The sequence below is a fragment of the Pseudomonas sp. PVC-3-1 genome (assembly GCF_057444315.1).
This window is the reverse complement of the sequence record NZ_CM172023.1, coordinates 3,386,888-3,409,192: the sequence shown is the minus strand read 5'-3', so window position 1 is coordinate 3,409,192 and position 22,305 is coordinate 3,386,888. Positions and strand designations below refer to the sequence as shown.

The 22,305-nt window shown below is 62.7% G+C and carries 15 protein-coding genes and 3 pseudogenes; 4 read left to right on the top strand and 14 right to left on the bottom strand.

Annotated elements, in window-relative coordinates; genetic code table 11:
• Positions 1 to 27: 27 nt before the first annotated feature.
• Genes AC2T4A_RS16010 through AC2T4A_RS16000 form a run of 3 tightly spaced genes read right to left on the bottom strand, consistent with a single transcriptional unit; the run spans position 28 to position 4,790 of the window.
• Positions 28 to 1,587, bottom strand: coding sequence for an FGGY-family carbohydrate kinase (locus AC2T4A_RS16010; protein WP_486741164.1), 1,560 nt, complete (start codon positions 1,585 to 1,587; stop codon positions 28 to 30).
• A gap of 25 nt (positions 1,588 to 1,612) precedes the next feature.
• On the bottom strand, positions 1,613 to 3,190 hold the full coding sequence (locus AC2T4A_RS16005) for a glycerol-3-phosphate dehydrogenase/oxidase (RefSeq protein ID WP_486741163.1): 1,578 nt from the start codon (positions 3,188 to 3,190) through the stop codon (positions 1,613 to 1,615).
• 4 nt (positions 3,191 to 3,194) lie between these two features.
• On the bottom strand, positions 3,195 to 4,790 hold the full coding sequence (locus tag AC2T4A_RS16000; RefSeq protein ID WP_486741162.1) for an FAD-binding oxidoreductase: 1,596 nt from the start codon (positions 4,788 to 4,790) through the stop codon (positions 3,195 to 3,197).
• 156 nt (positions 4,791 to 4,946) lie between these two features.
• Between AC2T4A_RS16000 and gliR the strand changes: the two genes are divergently transcribed.
• The 3 genes from gliR to AC2T4A_RS15985 all read left to right on the top strand — a co-directional run bounded on the left by gliR (position 4,947) and on the right by AC2T4A_RS15985 (position 7,654).
• Positions 4,947 to 5,975 (top strand): AraC family transcriptional regulator GliR, encoded by a 1,029-nt coding sequence (gene gliR, locus AC2T4A_RS15995; protein ID WP_486741161.1) that lies wholly within the window; start codon positions 4,947 to 4,949, stop codon positions 5,973 to 5,975.
• Between the two features lie 399 nt (positions 5,976 to 6,374).
• On the top strand, positions 6,375 to 7,253 hold the full coding sequence (locus AC2T4A_RS15990) for a helix-turn-helix transcriptional regulator (protein WP_486741160.1): 879 nt from the start codon (positions 6,375 to 6,377) through the stop codon (positions 7,251 to 7,253).
• A gap of 191 nt (positions 7,254 to 7,444) precedes the next feature.
• Positions 7,445 to 7,654 carry a hypothetical protein gene (locus tag AC2T4A_RS15985; protein WP_480448515.1) on the top strand — a complete coding sequence of 70 codons (210 nt, stop codon included), beginning with the start codon at positions 7,445 to 7,447 and terminating at the stop codon, positions 7,652 to 7,654.
• Positions 7,655 to 7,814: 160 nt separating this feature from the next.
• Here the strand turns inward: AC2T4A_RS15985 and AC2T4A_RS15980 are convergent, their stop codons facing one another.
• Positions 7,815 to 9,299 (bottom strand): MltF family protein, encoded by a 1,485-nt coding sequence (locus tag AC2T4A_RS15980; protein ID WP_486741159.1) that lies wholly within the window; start codon positions 9,297 to 9,299, stop codon positions 7,815 to 7,817.
• A gap of 346 nt (positions 9,300 to 9,645) precedes the next feature.
• Complete coding sequence (locus AC2T4A_RS15975; protein WP_486741158.1) at positions 9,646 to 11,232, bottom strand: GMC family oxidoreductase; 1,587 nt, start codon at positions 11,230 to 11,232, stop codon at positions 9,646 to 9,648.
• A 170-nt stretch (positions 11,233 to 11,402) separates the two neighbouring features.
• Between AC2T4A_RS15975 and AC2T4A_RS15970 the strand changes: the two genes are divergently transcribed.
• Positions 11,403 to 12,398 carry an AraC family transcriptional regulator gene (locus tag AC2T4A_RS15970; RefSeq protein ID WP_486741157.1) on the top strand — a complete coding sequence of 332 codons (996 nt, stop codon included), beginning with the start codon at positions 11,403 to 11,405 and terminating at the stop codon, positions 12,396 to 12,398.
• Positions 12,399 to 12,415: 17 nt separating this feature from the next.
• Here AC2T4A_RS15970 and AC2T4A_RS15965 read toward each other — a convergent pair.
• The 9 genes and pseudogenes from AC2T4A_RS15965 to AC2T4A_RS15925 all read right to left on the bottom strand — a co-directional run.
• Positions 12,416 to 12,604, bottom strand: a pseudogene (locus AC2T4A_RS15965) (response regulator transcription factor); the annotation flags it as partial.
• A 108-nt stretch (positions 12,605 to 12,712) separates the two neighbouring features.
• Positions 12,713 to 14,362, bottom strand: a pseudogene (locus AC2T4A_RS15960) (winged helix-turn-helix domain-containing protein); the annotation flags it as partial.
• A 735-nt stretch (positions 14,363 to 15,097) separates the two neighbouring features.
• The gene (locus AC2T4A_RS15955; protein WP_478378106.1) at positions 15,098 to 16,465 is read right to left on the bottom strand and encodes a DUF1329 domain-containing protein; all 1,368 of its coding nucleotides are present in this window, start codon (positions 16,463 to 16,465) and stop codon (positions 15,098 to 15,100) included.
• A gap of 16 nt (positions 16,466 to 16,481) precedes the next feature.
• Positions 16,482 to 18,377, bottom strand: a complete 1,896-nt coding sequence (locus AC2T4A_RS15950) for a DUF1302 domain-containing protein (protein WP_486741156.1) — start codon at positions 18,375 to 18,377, stop codon at positions 16,482 to 16,484.
• A gap of 285 nt (positions 18,378 to 18,662) precedes the next feature.
• Positions 18,663 to 18,752: pseudogene (locus AC2T4A_RS15945) on the bottom strand (hypothetical protein); the annotation flags it as partial.
• A gap of 79 nt (positions 18,753 to 18,831) precedes the next feature.
• Positions 18,832 to 19,365, bottom strand: coding sequence for a PqiC family protein (locus AC2T4A_RS15940; RefSeq protein WP_486741155.1), 534 nt, complete (start codon positions 19,363 to 19,365; stop codon positions 18,832 to 18,834).
• A gap of 17 nt (positions 19,366 to 19,382) precedes the next feature.
• On the bottom strand, positions 19,383 to 21,017 hold the full coding sequence (locus AC2T4A_RS15935; RefSeq protein ID WP_486741154.1) for a PqiB family protein: 1,635 nt from the start codon (positions 21,015 to 21,017) through the stop codon (positions 19,383 to 19,385).
• On the bottom strand, positions 21,004 to 21,633 hold the full coding sequence (locus AC2T4A_RS15930; protein WP_486741153.1) for a paraquat-inducible protein A: 630 nt from the start codon (positions 21,631 to 21,633) through the stop codon (positions 21,004 to 21,006). The genes AC2T4A_RS15935 and AC2T4A_RS15930 overlap by 14 nt, the downstream gene beginning before the upstream one ends.
• Complete coding sequence (locus tag AC2T4A_RS15925) at positions 21,630 to 22,226, bottom strand: paraquat-inducible protein A (protein ID WP_088416859.1); 597 nt, start codon at positions 22,224 to 22,226, stop codon at positions 21,630 to 21,632. The genes AC2T4A_RS15930 and AC2T4A_RS15925 overlap by 4 nt, the downstream gene beginning before the upstream one ends.
• Positions 22,227 to 22,305: the final 79 nt, after the last annotated feature.

Sequence of the window (22,305 nt, the reverse complement as noted above, 5' to 3'; positions counted from 1 at the left end):
GAAATTTCCTCAAACTTAATTTGCCGATCAGGCGGGATACCCGGTGATCTCGCGGATGCTCTGGTACAGCGGCTTGAGCTGCTTGTACATGCGCTGGTAGACCTCGCTGTACAGGCGTTCGTAGGTGCGCTGCGCCTCGGGGCGCGGGTGGAAGACGTCACCGACATGGGTCATGGCGGCGATGGCACTGGTGAAGTCGGGATAGAGCCCCAGCCCCACTGCGCAATCGATGGCCGCGCCCAGGCCGGAAGCCTCGTAGACGTGCGGGCGCTCCGCCGGCAGGCCGAAGATGTCGGCGGTAAGTTGCATCGCCGCGTCGCTCTGCGAACCGCCTCCGGCCACGCGCAGGCGCAGGATGCGGGTGCCGGAGCGCTTCTCGATGCGCTCCTTGCCCTGGCGCAGCGCGTAGGCCAGGCCTTCGAGAATGGCGCGGTAGATGTGCGCGCGGGTGTGCACGTCGCCGAAGCCGATGATCGAGCCCTTGGCCTCCAACCCCGGCTCGCGGATGCCGGGCGTCCAATAGGGTTGCAGCATCAGGCCCATGGAGCCGGCGGGCACGCTGTTGACCAGTTCGTCGAACAGTTTCTCCGGCTCGACGCCCAACTCCTGCGCACGCTGCATCTCGCGCAGGCCGAACTCGCGCTTGAACCAGCTGACCATCCAGAAGCCACGGTAGATCATCACTTCGGTGTTGAAGTGATCGGGAATGGCCGCCGGGTACGGCGGGATCAACGGGATGGTCTCCAGGTAGCGCGAGCGGGTGGTGTTGATGGTCGCAGTGGTACCGTAGGACAGGCAGGCCACGGTCGGGTCGATGGCGCCCGCACCGAGCACTTCGCAGGCCTTGTCGGCACCGGCGGCGATCAGCGGCAGGCCCTCGGGAATCCCGGTCAGGCGGCTGGCTTCAGCGGTGATTTCACCCAGTTTTTCACCGGGCTTGAACAGCTCCGGCAGTTGCTCGCGGCGCACATCCAGCGCCTGCCACTTCCAGTCGCGCGGCGCGGCCCATTGCAGCTTCTTGTAGTCGAACGGCAGGTAGGCAACGCTGCAAGCCACCGAATCCACGTAACGCCCGCACAGGCGCTGGGTGAGGAAGCCGGAAAGCAGCAGTACCTTGTGCGTGCGCTGGTGGATGTCCGGTTGCTGCTGGGCAACCCAGTTCACCTCGGCCTGGGTGCGGAAGTAGTCCACCGCGCCCTGCGCACCCACCAGCTTGAACAACCAGCCCCAGGGGCCCTTGATCGAACCTTCCAGTTCCGCGCGGCGCTGGTCCAGCCAGATGATCGCCGGGCGCAACGCCTGGCCCGCTTCGTCAACATGGATCACGGTGCCGCGCTGGGTCGTCAGCGACACGCCACGGATGCAGCTGCGATCGATGTCCACGCTGGCCCACAGGCGCTTGCACGCTTCGCCCAGCTGTTCCCAGTAATAGTCCGGGTGCTGCTCGGCCCAGCCGGGCTGCGAGGAGAAATAGGCTTCCAGCTCAACCTTGCCCTTGCCCACCAGGTTGCCCTGAAGATCGAAGAGCAGCGCGCGCACGCTCTGGGTGCCGTTGTCGATGGCCAGCAGGTAATTGTTATTGTCCATGGGCTCTTGGTCAGTGGGGCTTCAGTCAATTCGGAAGGCTGTAGCAGCGACGCCACAACGCCAGGTAGTCCTGTTCTTCGCGTTTCCAGTGCACGTCGTCCCAGCCCAGGCGTGGCTGGCAGAGCGCGCGGATTCTTGGCAGCTCGTGGGCGCCACCGTCGGCCAGCAGCAGGCCGATGCGGGTACGGCGCAGCAGCAGGTCGTCCAGGTGCAGCACCAGTTCGCCTTCCGCCGCCCAGGCCAGCTCGGCCCAGAGCGAATCGGTATGGCCGATGCACTCGCTACCCACAGTTTTCAGCACCCGCGCCAGCTCGGGCAGCGCACGGCCATAGCGGCCGCGCAGGCGGGTCCGCTGCGGCGGAGTCAGCCCAGGCAGGTCGATATCCTCGACAGGCTCGAAGACCTGCTCGCCAGCTGCTTCCAGCGGCCGCTCCAGCATCGGCGCGCAGGCCGCGAGCACCTCCAGCGCCAGCAGGCGGAAGGTGGTGAGCTTGCCGCCGGCCAATGTCACGCAGCCGGGCTCGACCCACAGCGCGTGCTCGCGTTTTTCGTCCGACGGCTTGAGTGACGGTGCTCCCTCGCTGACCACCGGGCGCACGCCGGCCCAGGTGGAGCGCACATCCGCGGCGCTGATCTGCGCGGCGGGGAACTGCTGACCGCAGGCCGCCAGCAGGTAATCCACTTCCTCGCGACTGATGGCGGCGTCATCGTCCAGCGTGTCGCGATGGTCAAGGTCGGTAGTGCCGACCACGGTCGCGCCCTCCCAGGGGAAAACGAACACCGGGCGTTTGTCCTGGCCATGCATGAAGCTGAAGGCGTGGGCCACCGGCAGGCGCCAGGCCGGTAACAGCAAGTGGCTGCCGCGCAGCGGACGGATGTGCTCGCTGCCGTGCTTCTGCCGCAAGGCATCGGCCCAGGCGCCAGTAGCCAGGGCCACGGCGCGGGCGCGGAAGGTGTGGCGCTGGCCGCTTTCGCTGTCCTCGGCGACCAGCCCCTGAACACGACCATCGCGGCGCTCCAGTTCGATCACCTTCAGGCCATTCAGAGCTTCACCGCCTTCTGCGCGCGCCTCGCCGAGCACGCGCATCACCAGACGCGCATCGTCCGTCACTGCATCCTGAAAGCGAGTGCCACCCAGCAGGCGATCTTCCTTCAACCCCGGCGCCAGGTAGCGCAGTTCTTCCAGGCGATAGAACAGATGGTTGCGCCGCCCCGCCAGTGCGTCGTAAAGCGACAGCAGCGTGCCGAACACACGCGGGCCGGGGAAGCCGCCCTGGTAGTGCGGCATGATGAAGCTCAGTGGATCGACCAGTCCCGGCGCCTCGCCCAGCAGGCGCTGGCGCTCGCGCACCGAGTCGCGGGTCAGGCCGAACTGGCCTTTGGCGATATAGCGCAGACCGCCATGGACCATCTTCGAGGACCGGCTGGAGGTGCCCCAGGCGAAATCACGCTGCTCCACCAGCAGGCAACGCCAACCGCGCCGCGCCGCTTCGCGCAGGATGCCGGCACCGGTGATGCCGCCACCGACGACGATCAGGTCCCAGTCACGCGCCGCCAGTTCTGGCAGCGCCTGCGCACGCCAGGTCGCATTCCAGGCAGGCATGGGCTCAGTCCTGCAGCAGGGTGCCGGGGTTGAGCCGGCCGGACGGGTCGAAATGCCCGGCCAGCGCCTTGATCGCCGCCATGCCCAGCGGTCCCTTCTCCACCGGCAGGTAGGGCGCGTGGTCCTTGCCCACGCCGTGTTGGTGGCTGATGGTGCCGCGGTTGTTGGCGATGGTCTGGCTGGCGGCGTGCTTGAGCTTGCGCCAGCGCTCGTGCGTCTGCGCATAACTGGCGGCTGGGCGGAACACGTAGGTGGTGTAGATGCTCGAGCCTTCGCCATAGACGTGGGACAGGTGGGTGAACACGTGCACGCGCTCCCCCTCGGCGGCCAGGCCCTCGCGCAGGCTCGCCTCGATGCGGTTGAGCAGGTTGTCGACGTTGGACCAGTCGGTGGCGGTTTCCAGGGTGTCGACCACGTAGCCGTTCTCCCACAGCGCCTCGCGCAGGTAAGGGAAGCGGAAGCGGTTCTGCGCCCACTTCTTGCCCAGCAGGGTGCCGGTGAACACCCCGCCAAAGCCCTTGAGAAGACGCCGCGCGGCACGCAGAGAAGTGGCATTCTGGGCGCGATCGCCGGTGACGCCGAAGGTCAGCATGCACTTGCCTTCGCCTGCGCCGCGCATCTTCAGGTAGCGCTCCAGCCAGGCGATCTGCCCCGGATGGCCGGCCAGGGCCAGTTGGGTCGTGGTCTCGATGGCGTTGGACAGGCGCAGCATGGACAGCGGCACGCGCGCCTGCACCAGGGTGCGAATGCCTTCCAGCGCCTGCTCCCAGGACGGCAGGAACACCGCATAGAAGCGTTCATCCTCGGCAATGCGCGTCACCCGCACCTTCACCGAGGAAAGGATGCCGAAGCGCCCCTCGGACCCCATCACCATTTCGCGCAGGTCGGGGCCGGCGGAGGATGCCGGGAAGGTCGGGATGTCCAGGCTGCCGGCGAAGGTTTCCAGGGTGCCGCCGGCGAACAGCTGCTCGATGCGCCCGTAGCGCAGCGATTGCTGACCACTGGAGCGGCTGGCCACCCAGCCGCCGAGGGTGGAAAGCTCCCAGGACTGCGGGAAGTGACCGAGCGTATAGCCGCGGGCACGCAGCTGGCTCTCTACCTGCGGGCCGTTGGCGCCGGGGCCGAAGGTGGCGATCAGACTCTGCTCGTCCAGTTCCAGCAGGCGGTTCATGTGCTCCAGGGAAATGGTGAGCACCGCCTTGTCCGACTCGGGCGGATTGATGTGCCCGGCCACCGACGTGCCGCCACCGTAGGGGATGACCAGGCAATCCCAGAGCTCGGCGAACTTCAGCAACTCGCGGATCTGCTCGGCGGTCTGCGGGTAGGCCACGCCATCAGGGAACACGCCGAATTCGCCTTCGCGCATGGCCAGCCAATCCGGCAAGCTCTGGCCGCGGGCGTGCAGCAGGCGGTCGCGGGCTTCGCGCACCACCAGCGGGTGCTCGGGCAGACGCGAAGCCGGCACCTTGGCCAGCACCTGCTCCAGCGTCGCATCGGGCAGCGTCAGGCCGGGGCCCACCAGCTCGGCAAGAAAACCGCGCCCATTGTCGGGCAGTTCCACTACCGTCGTTTCCTCGCCCCAGCCATTCCAGCGTCGCATGCCCGCTCCTTTTATTCAGGGTCTGTGTTTGCCCGTTAGATTGCTATTTCGGTGCCGCTTGATGGCTGCCTATACTAGCCAGCCGCCCTGCCCTGTCACTGTCGGATCAAGACAGGCGCAGTTGCCGATCGAGACACCAGAACAAGAACGAACGCCATGCATTCCCTCGGCTATACCTCCGTTCCCGCACTGCTGAAATACCTGCGCCACGCCGAGTCCCTCGGCATGGAGCTGGACGTTGCCCTCAAGGCCGCAGGCCTGGAGCGCTCGCAACTGAGCGACAACAGCCAGCGCCTGCCCAGCGAGGCCCACGAGCGCCTGCTGCAGCACCTGTGTGCGCACTCGGGCGACCCGCTGTTCGGGCTGCATTCGGCACGCTTCGTCCAGCCTGGCTCCTGGAGCGTGCTGGGGTATATCACCATGAACTGCGCCAACCTGGGCGAAGCCATGGGCCGCATCATTCCCTACGAAAAGCTGGTCGGCGACATGGGAGTCAGCCGCCTGGAACCGGGCGAGGATCACATCAAGCTGATCTGGAACTGTCGCCACGAGGCCGCGCAGATTCGCCGGCATATGGTGGAGAACGTGCTGGCGTCCTGGCTGCTCTACGCGCGCTGGATTGCCGACACCAATGGTTCGCCGCAGGAAGTCTGGTTCGAGCACGCACAGCCCGAAGGCACCGACGTTGCCGAATACGAGCAACTGTTCGGCTGCCCGGTACGTTTCGACCAGTCGTTCAGCGCCTTGCTGGTGCCCCTGCAACTGCTGACCTACCCATTGCGCCAGGCCGACGCCAACCTGCTGCGCACCTTGGAAGAACACGCTCTGGCGCTGATGGCCGAACTGGACGACGACGAGCCGCTACCGCTACGGGTGAAGAACGCCCTGCGCCTGTTGCTCAAGGACGGCCTGCCACGCAAGGAGCGGGTCGCTGAACGCTTCGAGATGACCGTGCGCACCCTGCAGCGCCACCTGCAGCAGGCCGGCACCAGCTACCAGCAGATCCTCGACGAACTGCGCCAGGAACTGGCCGAGCACTACCTGGTGCACAGCGACCTACCCATCCAGGACATCGCCCAGTACCTGGGCTTCACCGAGTCGCGCTCATTCCATCGCAGCTTCAAGGGCTGGACCGACCAGACGCCCGGCGAGTATCGCCAGCAGCACAAGAAAACGCCGGTTTGAGACTGGCGTTTTAATACCTGAAGGTCTTGCAGTGCTGGGCGCCAGATAATCACTGACTTGCCACCCACACCCTAGCGGCAGTCTGCGCAAAGTGGGTATTGCTCCGCGCTTGACCATCCATCCGTATTCGCCAGGGCGACTCTCCGCTCCGCAATTGAACGAGCGCGGGTGATCATTTTCTGTGGCTAAGGCCTGTCAGCACAGCTCGCCCACCGCCTCCCCCGCGTGACGCGTTCGGTAGCTGCCTCTAGCTAGGGGCAGTCATCGGCCATTAACGGACTTTTGAGTGGAGCAGATTCGAATTGGTGAGTAGCTGAAGGCATCTCTGGTCTAGCCTTGAGGTAGTCCGTCAACTACTCCGGAAGGATCGCATCCTCGGAACTGCTTTAGGCCTGACTCATGCGTGGATCATTGAAACAGCACCAGCATTGCCAAACTCTGCTTCGTACCTCCGCTCAAGAAGATTTCGACATCGCTCAATTTGGGGTTTTGCGTTATCTGGTCTCGTCAGCAGCAAATGTTAACGATGCTCTTGTTTCACTCGGTCGCTACATGAGCGTCTGTGTCACGGCGGTTCATTGCCGCCTAGAGCGCCACTCTTCACACGCCCTGTTGCACTTTGATTTTGCCAGCTCCTCACGGGATGACAGCTCGGGCGCTGAAGTCTGGATGCTTCGCATAACTGGGCTTATAGGAACGCTGATTGGACGAACTTTCCATCCGGAGCAGGTCGCGTTTCGCCATGGCCCCCATGGTGATCGTAGGGATTACCTCAAGCGATTCGGCTGCCCCGCCCTCTTTAGGCAGAAGAACAACTCATTGGTGCTGCCCCCCTCCATACTCAGAGAGACGTGTGTAGAGGCCGATCCGACTCTGCACTCCATCATGCGCTTCTATCTTGCCTCGCATGCCCGCCACTCTGGGCAATTGCGAAACCAGGTGGCTGAGGAGGTTCGGAAACTCCTGCCAGAGTGCCGGGCGACACTCGTTAACGTCGCCCAGGCTTTGAGAATGAATCCTCGCACACTTCAGCGACGGCTCGCCGAGGAAGAGTCTGACTTTGAGGGCCTATTAGATAGCGTGCGACGCGAGCAAGCGTTTCGACTTCTTCAGCAGACCGAAATGGGGACTGGTGAAATCGCCAGGGCGCTTGGTTACAGGCAGATTGGCTCCTTCCGTAGAGCACATCAGCGATGGCTGGGCATCTCGCCAGCCGAGTTTCGCCATCAGTTCTCGGTACAGCCAGACCGCGTGTTGGCGATCAGCCGGGAGGAATAGAGCTATCTTGCTGTGCATTCAAGGATATGCGTTTTGGAGCGGGGATATGCCCTGTCAAACGGCATCCGTGAGGTGTCGCTCATAGTTGGTGCTCCTCGTCTGTTACTCGATGCGAAGCTCATTCCACCTCGCTAATGCTCTAAGCTGACGCCAGCTATATGGGCTCTTTCTCAATGAATAGGAGTTTTCGCATGGGATACCTGAGCGTAAATCGCCGCGATGGCGAGCAAATCCGGTTGATCATTGAGCCAGGCATCGATACCGATACACTGTTGCAGGCGCTCCTACGCAACGGCATCACCATCCAAATAAACACAACCTCAAACCCCAACCAGATTCGGGTGAGCATTGATGCGCCCAGGCAAATCTCGATTCTGCGAGGGGAGTTGGTGCCGGGCTAGAGTACGTCGCGGATAAGGGCCTCTTGGCGCTTAGTCAGGCCGAGAGGAAAGGCCTGCAGGAGACGTCTGAGGAAAGTCCGCTTTGGGTCGGTAGCAGCCCCTCGTCAGAGGCAGCAACCTGCCAGAAGCGGACGTCACAATCCTCCTTTCCCAAAGCCCATCACTGCGCCGCCTGTTGGGGCCGACTCTTGTCTTCGGCCAGTTTGTACGCAACGTAGTATTTGTAGATATTGCCCACATAATCGACTGTTTCCCGCCCCACCACTCGCGCGGCGGCGTGTTCGACGTTGCCGAACCAGATGTTCGGATCCAGCCCTGACTCCTGGGCCAGGCGGCGAAACTTCATTAGGTTCCCAGGTCCGGCGTTGTAGGCAGCGAACGTCATCAGTGTCTTGTTCAATGGCGTCAGTTGCGGATCGCTCAAGTATTTGTCGGCCAGCAGGCGCATGTACTTCGTGCCGGCCTCAATGTTCTTGTCCGCACTCTTGTCGATACCGCGAATGGCCACCGAGCGATCCGCCGCGGTGCTGGGCTTCATCTGCATGACGCCCACGGCGCCCGCCGAGCTGCGTGCTTTCTGGTTCAGCTGCGACTCCTGAAAGCCCTGGGCAACCAGCATCAGGTAATCGAAGTCGTAGGTGCCGGCATGCTTCTGGAACAACCCGACCATGTCGCGGAAGTGCTTCATCTCCGCCTCGGAAGTCGCGTCGAACAAGCGCTTGCTGTTCTTCACGTACTTATTGCGCAGAGTGTTGCCGAAAGTCGTACCGACCTTGTGGACCTGCACGAAGGCGTCGAGCCTCTCCTTCAACTGCGGACTGTCCTTGCGGATGGCCCAGGCAAACTCCGAACCCTGGGCGTTAATGGCGATATCTTCATGCACCTGCATCTGCCGGTAGAGCGCGCTCCAGGCCTTGGCAATGTACAGGTCGACCACCGTGGCCGGGATCAGCCCAGCATTGACCATTTCCAGCAGGTCCTCGGATTCGAGGTTCTCGTCGGCAGACTTGATCTGCACCGGTGCGATTCCCTTCTGCGCGAAGGATTTGTTCAATGCCTGCAGGTGCTCGTTGTAACTGCTTGAAGGCCGCACCGTTACCTCCTGGCCGGCCAGCGCCTCCAGGCTCGCAATCGGATTGCTGCCAGGCGCCGTCACCAGCACTTCTTTGATGCCAGTGGCGAAAGGTGCGGCGAAATCCACTACCCGCTGGCGGCTGTCGGTAATCGTCAGGCCGCCGGCAGCGATGTCACCCACACCGGCCTGCAGCTGAGGCATCAACTGGTCCCTTGGCGTAGGTATGAACAGCACGCGCCAGTGCAGGGATTTCTCCGTATAGGGATATTGCTTGTTCAGCCAAGCTTCCAGCGCCTTGCCCAGCTCGTAGCTGATGCCTGCTTGCCGTCCTCGATCGACAGCGAAGAACGTCCGGCTATAGGGCACGAGGATGCGCACCAACCGGCGTTCGCGCATGCCGTCCAGGTCCCCCTTCCAGGCCGGCGGAATCGGCAGCACCATGGCCCGGACCTCCGCCTCTTCCTGCTGGGTCAAGCGGGCATCAGGCAACGAGGGTTGCGCGGCATAAGCGCAAAGACATGAAAACAGCGTGAACGACAGGCACACGGAAGCGAGGCAGCGGCGTCCCATGGTTCGAACCTTCCCGTTTAGCTGGATGACCGGTCGCAAGACATGCCCAGGTCACGTGGCCGGCGCCGCGCCCTGAACCAATACCGCTGGCGGAGCTGGGGAAGCTCCGCCGTCAGTTCAAGACTAGTTCAAGCCCCGCCAAACGCATCGCCACTCCCCTGCCAGCAGTGGAGAACTCGTCGCATTCTTGCGCACAGTGAACGTGCGCATTCCTCCTGACGCTCCGACTGGCGATGCGCATCTACCAGCGTGCTGGACTGCCAGGCCCTACGACGTGCGCAAACTCCAGAAAGAGGCTGGGAGACGTCAACTCAATGGCTCATGCGACGCCTGGATTCCGATCGGATCATTGCGTCGCCCTGATCCACTCAGACGCTCTCTCCGCAATCATGATGGCCGGTGCATTGGTGTTGCCCCCGATCAGGGTCGGCATGATTGAGGCATCGACAACCCTGAGCGCTTCGATGCCATGCACTCGGAGCTGGTGGTCCACCACGGCCATCTCGTCGTTCCCCATCTTGCAGGTACCGACAGGGTGATAGACGGTGTCTGTTCGTCTGCGCAACAGCTCGATCAATTGCTCATCGCTGACCAGGTTGCTGCTGTAGAGGTCTTTCAGACCATATCGTGCCAGCGGTGGCTGTCCGACGATTTCCCGCACCATGCGATAGCCCTTGAGTAACGTGCCGACATCGTCGTCGTGGCCGAGGAAGTTCGGGTCAATGCGTGGCGGCGCGAAGGGATTGGCTGAGTGCAATCCGACACTGCCGACACTCTTGGGCCGCAGCACGCAAACGTGACAGCTGAAGCCGTGGCCCCAATGCAGCTTCCTGCCATGGTCGTCGATTGGCCCGATGACCGCATGCAACTGGATGTCCGGGCGTGACAGCTCGCGCGAAGTCTTGAGAAATCCCCCGCTCTCCGCGCAGTTGCTGGCGAAGGGGCCGGTCCTGTGGCGGGTGTATTCGACGAAGGCCTTGCCCATCTTGACCGTACCACTGGCAGAGATTCCCAGCAGGGAGGTGTCGTGGCTTTTGTAGCAGGCGACGATATCGGGATGATCCTGAAGATTCTGCCCGACCCCAGGCAGTTCATGGTGCAAGGCAATACCCTGGGGCTTGAGTTCGCTCTCCGCGCCGATACCCGAAAGCATCAGCAACTGCGGACTGCCAAACGCCCCCGCACTGAGCAGGACTTCGCGGCGCGCCCGGATTTCCATGCGTTCGCCTTTCAGCGATACCTGCATACCCACCGCACGTTTGCCTTGCAGCAGGATGCGCTGAGCGTGCGCACCGGTAATCACGGTCAAGTTGCCGCGAAGCTCGCGAATGGGTTTGAGGAAGGCTGCGGCGGCGCTCCAGCGGCGTCCGTCGCGAATGGTTACATCGTAGTGCCCTATACCCTCCTGCTCGGCACCATTGAAGTCCGCGTTACGTTCATGCCCTGCTTGCCTGGCCGCATCAAGAAACGCATTGGTGACCGAGTGAGGCTGCACACGGCCGACATACAACTCGCCTTCGCCGCCGTGGAACTGGCTGTCGCCCAGATGGTGCCCTTCGCTTTTTCGGAAGTACGGCAGGACGTCCTCATAGGACCAGCCGGAATTTCCAAGGGCTTGCCAGTCGTCATAGTCGCTGCGGTGGCCACGGATATAAATCATTCCGTTGATCGAGCTGCTGCCCCCCAAGGTTTTTCCGCGTGGCTGGTACCCACAACGCCCCATCAGGCCCGGCTGCGGCACAGTTTGTAACGCCCAGTTCACATGGCGTGTCGGGAGGATCGCCGCCACTCCGATCGGCGCATGGATCAGCGGGGAGGTGTCTTCGGAACCAGCCTCCAGCAGACACACCCGCACGGAAGGATCAGCACTGAGGCGGTTAGCGAGAACGCAGCCAGCCGAGCCGGCACCAACGATGACGTAGTCGAATTCCATAATTGTTCTTCTCGGTTCGCGAGTATGGGCACCTGGCAGATCAGGAGGTGCGGGGTCTGGAATTCTTCGTCGATGAGGCGCAAATTAATTGATCCTTGACGACTAAAAATTGATTTTTGACGACTGTGACAGCCCTCATCCGCACCACTTCGTTCATTGGATTTCCGCAGTTGGTCGAGCAACTGGGCGGCGATCCTGCCCAGTTCCTGCATCGTTTCCAGATCGACCTTCGCGCACTGGATGATGACGAAGCGCGGGTCCCGCTGAGATCGTTGGTGGGGGTGCTCGAATGCGCGGCCGATGAGCTGGGCTGCCCCGACCTGGGTCTACGCATGGCGGAGTATCAGGACCTGCATGTCCTGGGGCCCGTCGCGCTGATTGCGCGAAATTCGGCGACGGTCGGCCAGGCACTGGAGGAGATATCGCGCTTCATCGGCTACCACAGCCCCGGCATCGACGTGCAACTCGACCGCGCCGAACCTGACAGCCCTCGGCTGGTGATCGAGATTCGCCTGCCAGGCCCAACGCGGCATCGACAGATGCAGGAACTCGCTCTGGGTGTGGGCTACAACACGATGAAACTGCTGTGCGGCAGCCAGTTCAGCGCCCGCTCCCTTCAGCTCAGCGGCGCCGGGGCACTGCCATCCAGCCGATACCGGCGCTACTTCGGGACGACCATCTATTTCGGCCAGGACTGCAACGCTCTCGTCCTGAGCCGAGAACAGCTCTGTCAGCGAGTCGAGCGACAGGACGCCCAACTGCACCGGGTACTGCTGGACTACCTCAGCCCTTTCGACGCGCAGGGCTCGGCTGGCCTGGTGCGGCAAGTGGAAAATCTGATTCTGCGCACGCTGCCGACCCAGCGCTGCCGCATCAGCCTGATCGCCGAGCAACTAGGTTTGCATGAACGTGTGCTGCAGCGGCGCCTTGCCGTCGAGGGAACGGGATTCGAGGCGCTGCTGGAACAGGCTCGCCGCTCCTGTGCGCAGCGCTATCTGGCCGAGCGCCATATGCCACTCTCCCAGGTGGCGGGCTTGCTGGGTTACAGCGAGCAAAGCGTCTTCAATCGTGCCTGCCGTCGTTGGTTCGATGACACTCCGCGCGGGGTCCGCCGGCAGTTGCTCGACGCTGCGGACGCCTCTCAATCCCCCGCCCCATCTGGCTGAAACGGATCAGCGCGCGGTTATCTCACCAGCCCCAGCTCCTTGGCCCGGAGAATGGCCTGGGTGCGCCGCGCCACTCCCAGCTTTACGTTTATCTTCTGCGCGTGGCTCTTGACGGTGTGCAGGGAGATAAATAGCTGCTCAGCAATGTCCTGGTTGGACAACCCCTGGGCGATCATCTTCAGCACCGACAACTCGCGGGGGCTGAGCAGCACAGCGGCGGGTTGTTGATCGTCAGCCCTCAGCGATTCCTTTCCCCAGCGCACGAGACCCGGGTTGCGAAGACTACAAGCGTATTCCGCGCTGACCATACCTACCTGCCGGGCCAGCGCCATTGCATCGAGCAACGCCCGCTGTGCGACTACCTGTTGGCCCTTGGAGTAATGTGCCTCGGCCAGGACGAACCATAACTCCACGGCCAGCGCACGCCGCTCCTGTTGAAGGGCATCCTTGAGCATCTCCTCGAGAACTGCAGCGACATCTTCACCGGCTGCCAGGCGCGCCTGGACAAGGGCCAGTTGAAGGTGCTGGACCAATTCGGGGTTGCCATAGGGTGGCCTTTTGCGGGCTGGCCCGGAGTATTGCAGCAGGCACTCTTCCAGCGCGGCGCGAGCGCGGCCGGCGTAGCCCTCCTGAATCCATAACCTGGCGTAGCCCAGCAAAAGCAGATTCTGGTACAGCGGCTCGGTGATGTTGCGGAACTGCAGCAAGCGCTCGGCATCGGCGAGCCGTAGATGAGCTTGAGCGAGGGACTGTTGCATCGCATCCAGTTCGGCCAGCCCGATGTACCCCCACGAGGCTGCTGGGTCCTCGCAGTCCAGGCACTCCTGCAGGCCAGCTTCAAAGTGCCCGCGAGCCGCAGCGTATTGCCCCATTCGGGCCAGCAAGGCGCCCAGACGCAACCTTGTACGACCACTCAGCGGGTTGGCTTCTCCTTTACCCCCGGCGTTCAGTTCCTGGTGGAGTTGTTCTGCCAAGTGCAACGCCTGCCTGAGCTCCCCCTGCATCTCCAGGAGCTGCACCTTCTGGAGCAGTAACAAAGCCTCCAGTACTCGACTGCCGTGGCGGCGAGCCACTTTGATGGCATCACGGTGGAAGACTTGCGCGGTCTCGATGCGACCGTCGACTATCTCTACTTCGATGAGCGCTGTAAGCACTATCACGTATTGCGCCCAGGCGGACTCCGGCAGGTTTTCCAACGCCTCACGCATGTGTGGGGCATCGACCTTGCCGCGGTGATACTCCAGCTTGCCGCTCAGTGCCTGGCACTGAGCAAGCAGCTCTCGCTGACGCTGCGCTGTCGGCTGCGGAAGAAAGCGCTGTAACTGCGCGGCGCAGACCTCAGCCTCGTCCAGTCGACCGCTGATGAGCAGTGCCCAGGAATTGAGGATCAGCAGCCGGGGCGTACTGGAAATCAGCTCTCCGGGCAGCAGGTTGCGCCAGCGAAGTACTCGCGCCATCTGGCTACCATGCAGCAACCTGTCTCGATTGAAGTGCTGCAGCAGGCTGGCGGCAATCTCAGCCTGATCAGCCAGCAGTGCATAGTCGATGGCTTGGCGAATCTGCTCGCGCCCCGCGGCCCATTGGCAGGCGTGGCGGTATAGGGCCCGCTTCAGGTTCTGCGCCACTTCCGCAGCAAGAATGCTTCCCACTGCTGGGCGTACGCGATGCAGCCCCTGATCGCTGTCCAGTGTTTCTATGAACACGCCCGCGTTCAGCAATTGCTGCAGCAACAGCTTGCCTTCGCCGACACCGAGCACATGCTCACAGAGCGACTCGTCAAAATCCTGCAAGCAAGAAAGCTTGCATAGCGCCTGGCGCAACTCGTCAGGGAGCTCAGCCAGCACTTCCTGCTCCAAGTACCGGCGAACCAGTGCATTGCCCTGCGCGGCTTCTGGCGGCTGGCCGGGGTCGCGGCCGTGCAGGCGCAAGCGGATGCCGGCGAACCAGCCATCGGTCTGAGCCATCAATGCCTGCACTGTGGCGGATGGGACTTCGCCATAGAGACTGCCCAGCAGATCAGTCAATTCGGTAGCCGTCATGGCTAGATCATCGGCCCCGAGTTCGAACAACTCTCCTTCGAGCAGTAACCGTTCCAGTTTGCAGGCAGGCCGACGGCGGCTTGCGAGCCACCAGTACACATTCGCCGACGAGGTGTGGAGCAACAGATCGAGAAGCCGGTCAAGGCGCTCATCACCTATCTGCGGCAGATCATCGAGCATGATCCAGAGTGGCCCATCGTGTTGAGCCAGGTAGGTGAGCACACTGGTGACATCATGGCCGGCAAGGCCAAGCGCGGAGGCCAGGATTTCAAGTAGTGAAGCTTCGTCTAGCTGAAGACCCTTCAGATCCAGCCAATGCAGGCGCGTGTCTTCTGGGCGCGCCAGTGCGCACTCGCGCAGCAGCACACTCTTCCCGCTGCCGGCAGGGGCACAGATCAACCGCAATCGGCATGACGAGTGAAGCAGTGCCTGGCTCAGACGTGGGCGAGGTAGAAAGCCGGTGGGCAACGCAGGAGCACGGCACGGGTCCGTGTAGATAGTCGCCGTGGGCATGGCGTTACTCGTTGGTTTCCAGTGGGAAAAGGAACACATCGTACGGTTTGAACCGCTGGCTGTATCGGACTTGCCGACGATCTGGCACAAAAAAGGGCGGCCCATGGGCCGCCCAACACGGAGTTGCTCAGTGGAACACGGTCGCCATCAGCGCACGCCAGTCTGGCGCAGCGCAGCGGGGGTGTAGTCAGCGGCGATCGCCTTGGCACCGAAGACGATGCTCTGTTTCTCCTCGTTCTTCAGGCCCATGACCGAGTAACGACCGGAGATGACGTCGTAAAGCGTCTCGGCGGTGTAACCCGGCACCTTGTGGTTGTAGTACTGCTGGGCGTGACCTTCGCCAACGCGCCAGAGCTGGCCGCGGCCATCGTAATGATCGACCTCCGCGAGCTGCCAGGTATCCTCGTCGAAGTACATGTGGCGCTTGGCGTAGATGTGTCGCTCACCGCTCTTGAGCGTACCGACCACTTCCCACACGCGGTGCAATTCGTAGCGCGTCAGGTCCTGGTTGATGTGGCCGGGCTTGATGATGTCGTCGTACTTGAGCGTGGGCGAATCAAGCTTGTAGCTGTTGTAGGGAATGTACAGCTCCTTCTTGCCCACCAGCTTCCAGTCGTAGCGGTCGGGCGAGCCGTTGTACATGTCGTAGTTGTCGGAGGTCGCCAGGCCGTCCGCAGCGGTGGCTGGGCCGTCATAAGCCACCTGAGGCGCACGGCGCACGCGGCGCTGGCCGGCGTTGTAGAGCCATGCCTGACGAGGCTCCTTCACCTGATCGATGGTTTCGTGCACCAGCAGGACGTTGCCCGCCAGACGCGCCGGCGCCGTCACGCGCTGGATGAAATAGAAGAGGATGTTGTCACCCTTGGCCTTGTCGAAGTCCGGCAGGTTCGACGGGTAGGACACTTCATCCTCGAAGTGCACCATGGAGAAAGAACCGTCGGTCTGCGGCTGTACGCGGGTGATGTAGCGATGGATGTTACCGCCGCGGTAACGCGTTTCGTGGTTCCAAACCAGCTCGACGCCAGTCTTGGGAATCGGGAAGGCGTAATAGTGGCTGTCGAAGTTCTGCAGGCCGTTACCGCCGCCCACCAGTTCCGTACGAGTCGCACTGGTCTTGATCGCCGCATAGATATCGTCCGGTAATGCAGCGGTGCGATGCGTCGGATAGACCGGGATTCTGTAGCTATCCGGATAGCGTTTGAACATCGCCATCTGGCCGTCAGTCAGCTTGTCCTTGTACTGCTCCGCATTGGCAGCGGTGATGACAAATAGCGGTTTCTCATTGGCGAACGGGTCGGCAAGAAAGCCCTTGGAATCGACGGCGCCTGCGTTGGCGGCCAGGCCGCCGGTCCATGCCGGGATACTGCCGTCCGCGTTGCCGGCCTTTTCGGCGCCCATCGGCGTGAGGGTTCCACCCAGTTGGGCGACTTCAGCTGCAGGGACCGCAGCCATCACGCCAGATGCCAACAGCGAAAAAGCCAGTACGCCGGATTTCAAGGTTCGTTGAATGTGCATTGCAATGTCCTCTGCGTTAGAAGTTCACGCCAAAACTGAGAGCGACGAAGTCCCTGTCGACTGACGTGTTGAAGTCGCCGCCAAAGAAGTCCGTGTAGGAAAGGCTGGTGGTGTAGGTGTTCGCGTAGTCGGCATCCAGACCGATGCTCACAGCCTTGCTGCCTTCGTTGAACAGGCCGTTGGGGCCATAGCCATGAACGTCATGGGACCAACTGATGTTCGGTCGCAGGTTCACGCCGGCGAACACGCTGTTGTAGTCCCAGATTGCGCGGGCCCGATAACCCCAAGCCGTAGAGGTCACATAGCCGTCGTTATCGCAGTTGGTGGTCAGGTTGGTGAAATCGTTATTGCCCACCGCACCGGATATGGTCGTCTGGTTCAGGGCCCGGCAGGTATTGACCGCGCCAGTGGCCGGCAGCTCGCCCGGCCCATATACGGGGTCACGGCCATAGCGCGCGTCCTGCCGCGAATCCAGGCCCCCCACATGGACCACACCGAGTTCGCCAACCAGGGTCAGGCGCTCGGCGCCCATCACCTGATCGAGGAAGTGCGTCAGGGTCGTCTGGAACTGGGTGATTTCCTTGCGGCGATAGCCGTGCAGATCCTGCCCCGGCGTTGCATCGAGCACCGAAGCGTTGCCGTAGGCCGCAAAGCCGACCGGGTTTATGGCGGCCAGGGGGCCAACACCAGCAAACAACAGGTCGGTGGTGTTGAGCTGTACCGGCGCGTTGGGCCTGTAGCTCACCTCACCGCTCCAGGCGGTGCCGGTGGGCAGTGTCGTTGAGAAGCTCAGGCCATAAAGGTGGATGTCCTCGGGGTACTCCATGAAATAACTGGAGTTGCCCGCCACAACCAGCGGCGCAGCGGCGCCGGTGCGTGCCGCGGTGTTGTACACGCCTTGCGAAGGGGAAGTAACGCTCAGGAAGGGTGCACGGCTGTGGTAGTTCATGAAGTACGCGCCAAACTCGGTGTTCAGCGGATCGAACATGTAGCGCAGCGCCAGGCCCCACTGCCCGCTGTCGCGCGCGTCACGGTCGCCGGCGCGGCGCACCAGGGTGCCCTCGCCGTTCTGATCGATATCCATCGTCGTGCCGGGCAAAGCGGCATTCACCGCACGACCTGCCGCCAGGTTGTTGGTCAGCAGGCGCAGGTTATTGCTGCAGCCGTCCGCCACCACATCAGCCTGGGAGAAGAAGGTGCCGCAGTTGTCGACGACAGTCTGATCCCATTCCAACTGGTAGAAGGCTTCGGCCGAGAGGCTGTCGGTCAGACTCTGCGAGACGAAGAACATGTTTACCGGGATCAGGCCTTCCTTGATCTCTGCGCCTGGGCGGCGGAAGGCAGCAACGTCGATGGGGTTGATCGAGTTGATGCTGTTGAGGATGAAGGTGCTCTCGCCCCAGCTCACCACCTGCTTGCCCAGGCGTACGGAGCCGGGCTGATCGGCAATGGTGTAGTTGTGGTAGACGAAGGCATCAAGCATCTGCGCACCGGCAGATTTGGCACCTTCCTTCCGGCCACTGTCGTCGATGTCCTTGAACGGCCGGCTCTCATCCTTGAGTTCGAAGTCGTACCAGTACTTGCCGCGCAGGAACACGCCGGTGTCCTCGTACTTCAACTCCAGATCATGGATGCCCTTGAAAATCTTGGAGAAGGTCTTGCCCTTCTTGAAGTTCAGATGGCCGTCATCGGAGGTCTGCGATAGGCCTTTGCCGCCGTTGTTGACGCCAATAAGGTCCGGATCGCCACCGCGCAGTGCCCAACTGGCCCCCACGGAGAGGGATGAATCGAATGTCCCCTCGATCTCACCGATAGTGAATGTCGCGGCCTGAGCCTGTGCGGCGCAGCCGATGGCTACGGCAAGTGCGAGTGCGTTTGGGACGAATCCGGCGCGCGCTTTTTTTGTTGTCATGCGGCTTTCCCGTGGTTGATGTTGGCCCGGGAAAACTAATCAGTACGTCTGCGCCACGTAAGCGACGAAGTAGCGATTCAAAAAATCATACTTAGGTATGAGCGTAACCATTTTGCTGGCGTTGGCCGGCAGAAATACGACGCTCGACTGGCCAGGAACCGATGAACGAGCTCCCAATAGATGGCTGCCGGCAACTGGTCTGCCGTGAAATGCTCATTACTTGGTCTGATGCAAGCCCGGTCTAGACAGGGCCCTCTCCCGGCTGCTGCGAAGGCTTATGACCGGAATCAGGCCGACGATGGCGCAGACCGCCCACGCGCGCAGGCCACAGTGGAAGAAGGTGATCTTCATCGCTTCGCGTGCTGCGATACGTGTCATGAAGCGCCGGGCGGTACGCCGTGCCGAGGACAACCCCGGCGCTGCCGATTTATCGAGGGCACCTGGCAGTTGGCGATCAAGGGCAGCGGGTGCTTGCGCTGGCGCTGGCCTGTGCCACCTGTTCGGCGAGCTTGCGCAGGTTGGCCTGCTGCGCGACCACCAGCGCCTCGACGCTGGGGCCGGCCGGCGTCTGCAGGCTGCTGCGGCAGACCAGGGGTGTTTCCGAACCGCGACGCTGCAGGCGCCAGCGCGCATCGAGCAACGCATACTGCCCCGGCACCGAATCGAAGCGCTGCACATCCACCCGCAGCAACGCGGCGCCGGCACCCGGCGCTCCGAGCTGGTCTTCAAGGGCGTTGCGGAATTCGTCCACCAGGTTGGCGCCCCACCACTCGGTTTCCAGGATTGCCAAACCGCTGCCACCCTGCCGAATGACAATCTGCGAGCGATCGACTTGCGGCGGCATGGACACTCGTTCCACCTTCACCTGGCCGCTGGCCGGGCCGCCCGGCTGGGCGGGTACCAGCGTGTGGTAATGGATGGGCGCACTACTGCAACCCCACATCACGGGGAACAGGCCGGCCAGGAGCAGCATGGGCAGCTTCGGCATCAGAAATCTCTCCTTGATCAGGGCTGAAGGTTATCGGCGTTGGCGTTCTTCGGTCGCCCGCGGATCAGCGATTCCGGATGACGCCCCAGGTAGTCGGAGAGGTCGCGCAACGAGCGTGACATGCGGTCCAGTTCATCAAGCGTGTCGCTGAGCTTCTCGCGCTGCGGCGAGTTCTCGCCCAGCGCCGAGTTGGCCGTGGCCAGCGTCGTGCGCACTTCATCCAGCGTCTTGGTGACGCCCGGCAGGGTCTGGGTATTGAACTGCTTGAGGCTGCCCTGCAATTCACGCAGGTTGCCGTCGAGGTTGTTGGCGATGCGTTCCAGCGGCAGCTTGCCGATGCGGTCCACCACTGCCTGCAACTGTTCCTGTAGCTTCGCCAGGCTGCTGGGCACCGTCGGGATACGCAGCGGCCGGGCGGTGGCGTCGAAGGCCACGGGCTTGGCGTCGGGATAGAAGTCCAGGGAGATGTAAAGCTGTCCGGTCAGCAGGTTGCCACTGCGAGCCTGGGCCCGCATGCCGTGCTCGACGAAGCTGCCGATCACACGTGTGACGCCGCCCTGATCACCCACGCTGCTGTCGAAGGCCTTCAGCATCTTCTGGTGCACCGGCCCCAGGCGCTGCGGGTAGATCACTGCATCCACCACCACCGGGAATATCTGCAGCTTCTCGTCGTAATCCAACTGTATGTTGGTCACCTTGCCGAATTCGACGCCCATGAACTCAACCGGCGCGCCCACGCTCAGCCCCCGCATCGACTGGTCAAAGCGCAGACGCATGTACTGCGGCAGCCCGGTGGGCGGCGCCAGGGCGTTGTCACGATTGGCATAGAGGTCGAAAGCCTGATTGTCCTGTGCGGCGGACACTTCTTCGTTGCCCTCCGGCGCACCGAAGGCCAGCCCGCCAACCAGCAGAGCCGACAGCGATTCGGTGTTCACCCTCAGGCCATTGGCGCTGACGTCGACATCGACTCCACTCGCATTCCAGAAGCGCGTGTTCTGGGTCACGAAGGCGTCGTTGGGCGCCTCGATGAAGATGCCCAGATCCACACCCTTGCCGTCGCTGCGCAGGGCGTAGGAGGTCACCTGGCCCACCGGGATCTTGCGGTAATAGATCGGGGAGCCGATATCCAGTGAGCCCAGGTCATCGGCGCGCAGGACGAAACTCTTGCCCTTCTCGCCATAGGTAATCGGTGGCGGTGCCTCCAGGCCGGTGAAGCGCTTCTGCGGCTTGCTGGATTCGCCGGCGTCGGCGCCGATGAAGTTGCCCGAGAGCAACGTGTCGACACCGGTCACGCCACCGGCGCCAATGCGCGGGCGAACGACCCAGAATTTCGCGCCGTCAGTGGCGAAGGATTCGGCTTCCTTGTTCAGCTTGACGCTGGCGGTGACGCTGTTTTTGTCCTTGGCCAGCTCCACGCCCTCGACTTCGCCGATTACCACGCTGCGGTACTTCACCTGCGTCTTGTGGGCGACCAGGCCCTCGCCGGTCTTGAAGGAAATCTCGATGGTCGGCCCCTGCTCCATCCAGCTGCGCACGATCAGCGAGGCGCCGATCAGCAGCGCCACGATCGGCACGATCCAGACCAGCGAGACGCTCCAGCGCCGGGTGCGGACCTGCGGTTGTCCCGGAGTGTGCTGCTCAGTGTGCGCCATCGATAGGGTCTCCCTCATCCCAGATATGCCGTGGATCGAAACTCATGGCCGAGAGCATGGTGAGCACCACGACCATTCCAAAGAAGAGAATGCCGGCGCGCGGCTCGATGGTGCCCAGTTCGCGCATCTGCACGAGGGCCGCCACCAGCGCCACGACCATCACGTCGAGCATCGACCAGTAGCCGATGAGCTCGACGAAGCGATACAGCTGCGAGCGCTGCCGGCGCGCCCAGGCGCTGCGGTGCTGGGCGGTCCAGAGCAGCAGCCCGAGGGAGAGGAACTTGATCGCCGGCACGCCGATGCTGGCGATGAAGATGATCAGGGCGATATCCCACGCGCCGCTTTCCCAGAACTCCAGGACGCCGCCGCCGATGGTGCTGTCGATGCCCTGGCCGAGCATTTCGGTGTGCATCACTGGCAGCAGGTTGGCCGGCACATAGAAGATCAGCGCCGCCACCAGATACGCCCAGCCGCGGGTGATAGCGTCGTGCTTGCGGCTGTGCAGGGGCGCGCCACAGCGCTCGCAATGGTCGGCATTACTGCGGGTATCACAGGCCATGCCGCAGCCATGGCACAGACACAGGTGCAGGTCGCTGGCCAGTGGCGGTGTGCTCATACGCGCTCCCAAAGATCGCGGATGTCCTTGCCGGCGATCGCGATGATCAACACGCTCAGTGCCGCCATGGCCACCAGGCCGATACCAGGGATCACGTCCAGCAGCCCGGCCAGCTTGATCACCGCAACCATGGTGCCCAGCAGGCAGACTTCCAGCATGCTCCAGGGACGCAGTGCTTCCAGCCAGCGCATGCAGAAGGCAAAGCCCGGAGCGCGACTCCCGGCGAGGGCGAAGCTCAGTACCCAGAGGAGCAGCGTCACCTGCAGCGCAGGCGCGAGGATGATGGCAAGGCCGGTGACCAGGGCGATGAAGGTGATGGGACCGCTGCTGAGGATCAGCACTGCGTCCCACAGCGTCGCCGAGTTGCTCAGGCCCTGCATGCTGATGGTCATCACCGGGTACGCATTGGCAAAGGCCAGCAGCACGGCGCCAGTCAGCGCCAAGGCCAAGCGTTGCTGCACCGACAACGCATTGTGCCGATGCAGTACGCCGCCACAACGCACGCACAGGGCTCGTTGATGACGCTGCAGCGGCTGGCGCTCGTACACCGCGTCGCAGTACTCGCAGATGATCAAATCACTGGCTACAGCCATAGGCGCTCTCGTGGCGGGCCAGCATACGCCGACCAGGAAAATCGCTATCCACGACAAGAGCCTTGTTAATGGCTCTGGA